This is a genomic window from Mesorhizobium sp. M7A.F.Ca.CA.003.01.2.1 (assembly GCF_003998945.1).
In the GTDB taxonomy this organism is placed as follows: Bacteria; Pseudomonadota; Alphaproteobacteria; order Rhizobiales; family Rhizobiaceae; genus Mesorhizobium; species Mesorhizobium ciceri.
On the sequence record NZ_RZRA01000299.1, the window covers coordinates 1 to 5698 of the forward strand.

At 61.6% G+C, this 5698-nt stretch carries 4 protein-coding genes and 1 pseudogene; 3 read left to right on the forward strand and 2 right to left on the reverse strand.

Features of this window, described 5'->3' with window-relative positions; all coding sequences use genetic code 11:
* Positions 1-303: pseudogene (locus EN969_RS14175) on the reverse strand (HAD family hydrolase); the annotation flags it as partial.
* A gap of 165 nt (positions 304-468) precedes the next feature.
* On the opposite strand from EN969_RS14175, the gene EN969_RS14180 reads away from it, so the two are divergent.
* The 3 genes from EN969_RS14180 to EN969_RS14190 all read left to right on the forward strand — a co-directional run bounded on the left by EN969_RS14180 (position 469) and on the right by EN969_RS14190 (position 4974).
* Positions 469-1338, forward strand: a complete 870-nt coding sequence (locus EN969_RS14180) for a transglutaminase family protein (RefSeq protein WP_013529017.1) — start codon at positions 469-471, stop codon at positions 1336-1338.
* 524 nt (positions 1339-1862) lie between these two features.
* Positions 1863-3341 (forward strand): pilus assembly protein, encoded by a 1479-nt coding sequence (locus EN969_RS14185; protein ID WP_063169462.1) that lies wholly within the window; start codon positions 1863-1865, stop codon positions 3339-3341.
* Positions 3342-3705: 364 nt separating this feature from the next.
* Positions 3706-4974, forward strand: coding sequence for a cyclopropane-fatty-acyl-phospholipid synthase family protein (locus tag EN969_RS14190; RefSeq protein ID WP_063169461.1), 1269 nt, complete (start codon positions 3706-3708; stop codon positions 4972-4974).
* A gap of 1 nt (position 4975) precedes the next feature.
* Here the strand turns inward: EN969_RS14190 and EN969_RS14195 are convergent.
* Positions 4976-5698: MOSC domain-containing protein (locus EN969_RS14195; RefSeq protein WP_127419193.1), on the reverse strand; the 723-nt coding region annotated here is incomplete at its 5' end.

The window sequence follows — 5698 nt, forward strand, 5'->3', positions numbered from 1 at the left end:
GCGTTCGGGCGGCAGCGAATCGAGAAATGCCACGGCGCCGGCGATCTGGATAATGCCTTCGAGATCGGCCGCCTCGGCCTTCAGCAGCAGATCAGCCTCGTGTGCCGGGTCGACGCCCGGCAGCGCCAGGCCGGTGATGGTCTCGATCGCGCGTACGCCATGGATCGTCGGCAGGAAGGCAGCGACGTCGAGGCCCTGGCGGCGTGCCCAATCGCTCCACACCCGTTCCGCCGAGGCGATGGAATTGATGAGCGTGCCGTCCATGTCGAAGAGGAAGGCCGCGAATTTTCTGCTTGAATACATGATTTTCCTTGAGTCCGGGGAGCGCTGGTGGGGTTGCCGAACCTAACGTCTCGACCGCGGCAGGGGAAGACACGGGGTGGGCTTTTCGATCGGCCCAGGGAACCACGGTATCCTCCGGGCGTTTGGGAAGGACTGCTTCTCACAAGATCGAAGGGGGGACCAACGATGCTGATCCGGCTCGGCTATGAAATCGCCATCGAATGCGTAGCCGCCACGCCGGTGATTTCAGTGCTCGAGATCCATCGGGACAGGCAGGCTGATATCAAGCGGCAGACGCGGGTGCTGACCTCGCCCGCGGTGCCGACAAGGCTGTACCACGATCTGCATGGCAATGCCTGCCGGCGCTTCACAGCGCCCGCCGGTGGTTTTCGCATCCTGTACGACGCGGTCGTCGAGGACAGCGGCGAGACGGACGAGGTAAACACGCTGGCCAGGGAAGTGCCGGTGGCGGACCTGCCGGACGAAGTTCTCGGTTATCTCCTGGGCAGCCGCTATTGCGAGACGGATCATCTGAGCAGCCTGGCCTGGCAGCTCTTCGGCGACATTCCGTCCGGCTGGGCGCGCGTGCAGGCGATCGTCGACTATGTCCACAACCGGCTGTCGTTCGGCTATGGCTATGCGCGCTCGACCCGCACGGCGGCTCAGGCGCATGAGGAACGCGTCGGGGTCTGCCGCGACTTCGCTCATCTGGCGATCACGCTTTGCCGCTGCATGAATATTCCGGCACGCTATGTGAACGGCTATCTCGGTGATATCGGCGTGCCAGCCGATCCGGCACCGATGGACTTTTCGGCGTGGCTGGAAGTGTTCCTCGACGGCAAATGGTACACGTTCGATCCTCGCCACAACACGCCAAGAATCGGCCGCATCGTCATCGCCCGCGGCCGCGACGCCACCGACGTGCCGCTGCTGCATAGTTTCGGCGCCCACCGGCTCAGCCTGTTCAAGGTATGGACCTATGAACAGGAAGGCAATCTGTTCAACCCGCCCTACCACGGTATCGACAGGACCGTCGGCGCACAGATGCTGGCCTAACGGTATGTCGATTCAGGTGAGGCCGGTCTGCAAATGACGGCTTTCTGCGCTTCCGGTGCTCACGGACCAAATGTCCGCTCCGCTCCGGTTCTCGAAAGCCATCATTTTCGACCTGGCCTGACCTGAATCTCAACACCCCCTTGAGGCGCGGCCAAAAGCGGCCCTGGTTTTCAAACGTGATGGCGCTTTGGTCTTTCGACGGCCGGAGGCGTTGGATCCGATCATTTCGCGCCCTGCAGTCTCGGGACAACTGGCCCGCTTCGGCACACGGACCCTGTCCCGCAACAGGACGTCATCGGGATTCCGTGATTGCTTCGTCTTGAGCATGGTAACCGGCTCGTAAACGCAGCCGCGGCCGCGCTTTTCTGTTTACCAGTCATTCACCTTTGCGGAGCTTGAAGCCGAACAAAAACAATGATTTGGCGGCAAGCGGCCGGCCTTCTGCCAGCCAGCGGCGTCATCCGGCGGGAATCCTGCATTGCCCTGTCCGCGGCGACGAGGCCGAGGCGAATGGAGGCTGTAGGATGCGGAATTACGGGGGTCTTGTTCACGCGATCGGCGGGTTCGCCAGGGATCGCGGTGGAAATTTCGCAATCCTGTTCGGCCTCAGCGCCTCGGTCTTGGCGCTGGCTGTTGGCTTCTCGGTCAACGTATCGCAGCTCTACAATGCCAGATCGAGCCTCCAAGGCGTCGTCGACGCCGCGGTCACATCGACGGCACGCGACCTAACGACCGGCGCCATCAAGGAAGCCGATGCCAACAAATCGGTGCAGGCCTTTCTCGACGCCAACAGCCAGGCAGGCATTCTGCAGGCCGACCAGATCGTACTCGACAGGCTGATCGTCAACAGGACCGCCAAGACGGTCCAGGCTGACGCCCATGTCGATGTCGGGCTGTATTTCCCGATTTTTGGCACGGGCGACATGAAACGCGTCGCCGCCTCCACGACGGCGCTCTATTCGGACAAGACCGTCGAAGTGGCGATGATGCTCGACATAACGGGGTCGATGGCCAAGCGCGGCAAGGTCGACAAAATCGGCGATCTGAAAACAGCTGCAAAAAACGCCGTCCAGACGATGCTGCAGAAACAGGATCCGCAGAACCCCCGCATCCGCGTCGCGATTGTGCCTTATGCATCTGGCGTCAACGCCGGCAAGCTGGCGGAAAACGTCTATGCCGAAAAACAAGCCAGCACTGAGCTCCCACCCGTCGCCGGCAGTCCGCTTCTCGTCGCCAAGACGGGCAAAAATCTGCTGCCGTCCTTCAGCGACTACATCTCCATTGTCGGCGCGGCGATGCCACGCCCCGACAATTGCGCCACCGAGCGCAAGGACAAGAACGGCAACGCGGATATGAGCGCCGACGGCCCGGATACTGTCCGCACCGACGGGAACGGCAAGAAATACTATGCTCTGGTCAACCGGGACGATCATCTCGGTGACGGGGACATGAACAGGTGCCCTGATGCGAAAGTGATCCCGCTGACCGCCGATTCCGATGCCTTGCTTGAATCGATCGAGGACTTCCGGGCCAATGGGTTTACGGCCGGCGCGATCGCCATTCAGTGGACCTATTATATGCTGTCGCCGCAATGGCGCACTGCGATCAGGAATGCCGGTCTTGGCAAGGGTGCCTCGGATGCCGATCCGAAGAAGATCGCCAAGGTCGCGATCCTGATGACCGATGGCCAGTTCAATACGGCCTTCGCCGGTGCTGGGGACAGCTACAACAGGCAGGGCACCCTTGCGCGCGGCAACGCCGAAACGCTGTGCGACAACATGAAAAACGACGGCATCGAGATTTTCACCATCGGCTTCGATCTGGACGACAAGGATATGTCGACAACCGAGCGGGACCAGGCAAAGGCGGTGCTGAAGGATTGTTCGTCGAAGGATACCTCCGCCGCCAAGAGGCATTTCTTCGACGTGTCCACCGGAGCCGAATTGGACGACGCCTTTCAGGAAATCATTCGCAACACCGAAAAGATCGCATTGACCCAGTAGTCTGGTCCGCAAACGGAAAAGGCCGCCGCTTCTTTCGAAGCCGGCGGCCTTCCGTGTTTCCGTCCGTGGCGCGGCCCATGGCGATGACCTATCAGGTCAGCCGCCGCGCATTTCGCGCCTTAACGGGAAGACTGCTTCCCGAAAGTGCAATCCGCTGAGGCCACGTTCTGGAAAACGAAATCACTCGACATCGGATCACCTCCTTTCGATTTGTTGAACACATACTCATGATGGGGTGCATTGCAGCAAAAGACAAGGTGCAGGTCTGAAATTAACCAAGGGGCGGGCCTGGTGCGGGCCGGCTTGCGATTGCCAGGCCGACCGGGCAAACTTCTGCCCCTGAGCCAGCATTCGGAGGAATCGCATGGAGGCAGCCGAAAAGGCCGCTCGCATCGTTCGAACGGTGATCGAAACATTGAAGCCGGGTTTTGCGGTCAGGCTGTGGACCGGGGAGCGGATAGGCCCCGCCACTGGTCCGGTGCTCACCATCAACGACCAGGACATCGTCTGGCAGATCGTGAAGCGACCGTCCCTGTCGACGCTGATCGAGATGTGGATTTCCAAGACCATCGACATCGAAGACGGGACGATCTTCGATTTTTATGCCCTGCCGTCGCAAGGCAAGCTCAGAACCAAGCTCAAGTCGCTGCCGAAAATGGCGATCCTGCGCGACCTGCCTTCCGTGCTTTTGGCACGCAAGCAGATGAGCGCGCGGACCGATCTGTCGGGGCGCAATCCCTATGTCAGCGGTTCGAGCCAGGAGGCGATCCAGCATCACTATGACATCTCGAACGCCTTCTACCGGCTCTTTCTCGACGAGCGCATGGTCTATAGCTGCGGCTACTTCAAGGATTTCGCCAATGGCATCGACGAGGCCCAGGTCGACAAGCTCGACCACATCTGCCGCAAGCTCCGGCTGAAACCGGGCGAACGACTGCTCGACATCGGCTGCGGCTGGGGCGCCATGCTGATCCATGCGGCAAAGAACTACGGCGTCGTCGGCCACGGTGTGTCGCTGTCGCAGGCGCAGACCGAGCTGGCCCGCGAACGCATTCGCGCCGAGGGGCTGGAGGACCGCATCACCATCGAGATCAAATCCTATGCGGAACTCACCGGCAGCTTCGACAAGATCTCGTCGATCGGCATGTTCGAACATCTCGGGCTCGCCAACCATGCGACTTATTTCAAGACCATTCATCGCCTGCTGAAGCCGGGCGGCATCTATCTGCACCACGCCATCACCCGGCGCAGCAAGGGCGACATCAAGAAGACCTTGCGCAAGGGGCCGGAGTTCAAGGCGCTGCTCAAATATATCTTTCCCGGCGGCGAACTCGACACCATCGGCATGACAACAGGCAATCTCGAGGCGCATGGTTTTCTCGTCTACGATGTCGAGAACCTGCGCGAGCACTATGCCCGCACCTGCAGGCTGTGGGCCGAGCGGCTGCAGGCCCGCTTCGATGAGGCAATCGCCGAGGTGGGCGAGGCCAGGGCGCGGCTATGGCTGCTTTACCTGACGGGCTGTTCGATCACCTTCGAGCGCGCATCGGCACAGATTTTCCAGACCGTCGTGACCAAGCGCGCGCGCGGTCCAAGCGGCCTGCCGCCGACACGGGCGGATCTGTATCGATAGCTTACAGGAAGCGCATCGCGTCGCCGACTTCGACGCGCGCCGGCCTGTCGACCGTGCAATAGACGCCGAGATTATGGGCGTTGTGACGGACCAGGTTGCGCAGGATCGCCGGATCATGGTCGAAGCCATCCTGGGCGACAATGGTGAAACCGCAGCGGCGGCAGGGTTCCGAGATGGTCAGCAGGAGATCGCCGACGGCAAGCTTGCGGCCGATCCATTCCGTTTCGGGAAACGAGCCTTCGATGGCCGCCATGTCGACAACGATGTTGGGGCGGAAGCGGCGCGGGTCGGCGACCCCTTCCGGGTGCAATGCTTTCAGGCGTGCCAGCGAAGCCGTGGTCAATAGATGAATCGGCGCCTTGCGGTAGCGCTCCGCGGTCAGCGGGCCGGAATAGTCAGGCCCGGCATTCTCGCGGCGAAACGGACGGAGCGAGGCCTCGAAGCCGAGATAGGCCGACACCGCGCGGTCGCTCTCGATGCTTGGCGCGGCCAGCCAGTCGCCCTCGGGAACGGCAATCTCGAGTTCCAGGGTCGGCGACAGCCGGGTGCGGATGCGCGGCACCTTGTGCCATTTCGCGTCGCGGTCCGGTCGTGCGATCTCGTTGTCGGACACGTCGACAAGGCCGAACAGGCGGTCGCCGTCGATGCTCTCGACGTCGACCGAGATTGTTTTCAGGCGCTCGCCGGCAAGCGAACTCGCCGGATAGCGCCAGAGTTCGCTGAC

Coding starts and splice junctions, on each gene's coding strand:
- EN969_RS14180 (WP_013529017.1), top strand. CDS start 469: ATGCTGATCCGGCTCGGCTATGAAATCGCCATCGAATGCGTAGCCGCC.
- EN969_RS14185 (WP_063169462.1), top strand. CDS start 1,863: ATGCGGAATTACGGGGGTCTTGTTCACGCGATCGGCGGGTTCGCCAGG.
- EN969_RS14190 (WP_063169461.1), top strand. CDS start 3,706: ATGGAGGCAGCCGAAAAGGCCGCTCGCATCGTTCGAACGGTGATCGAA.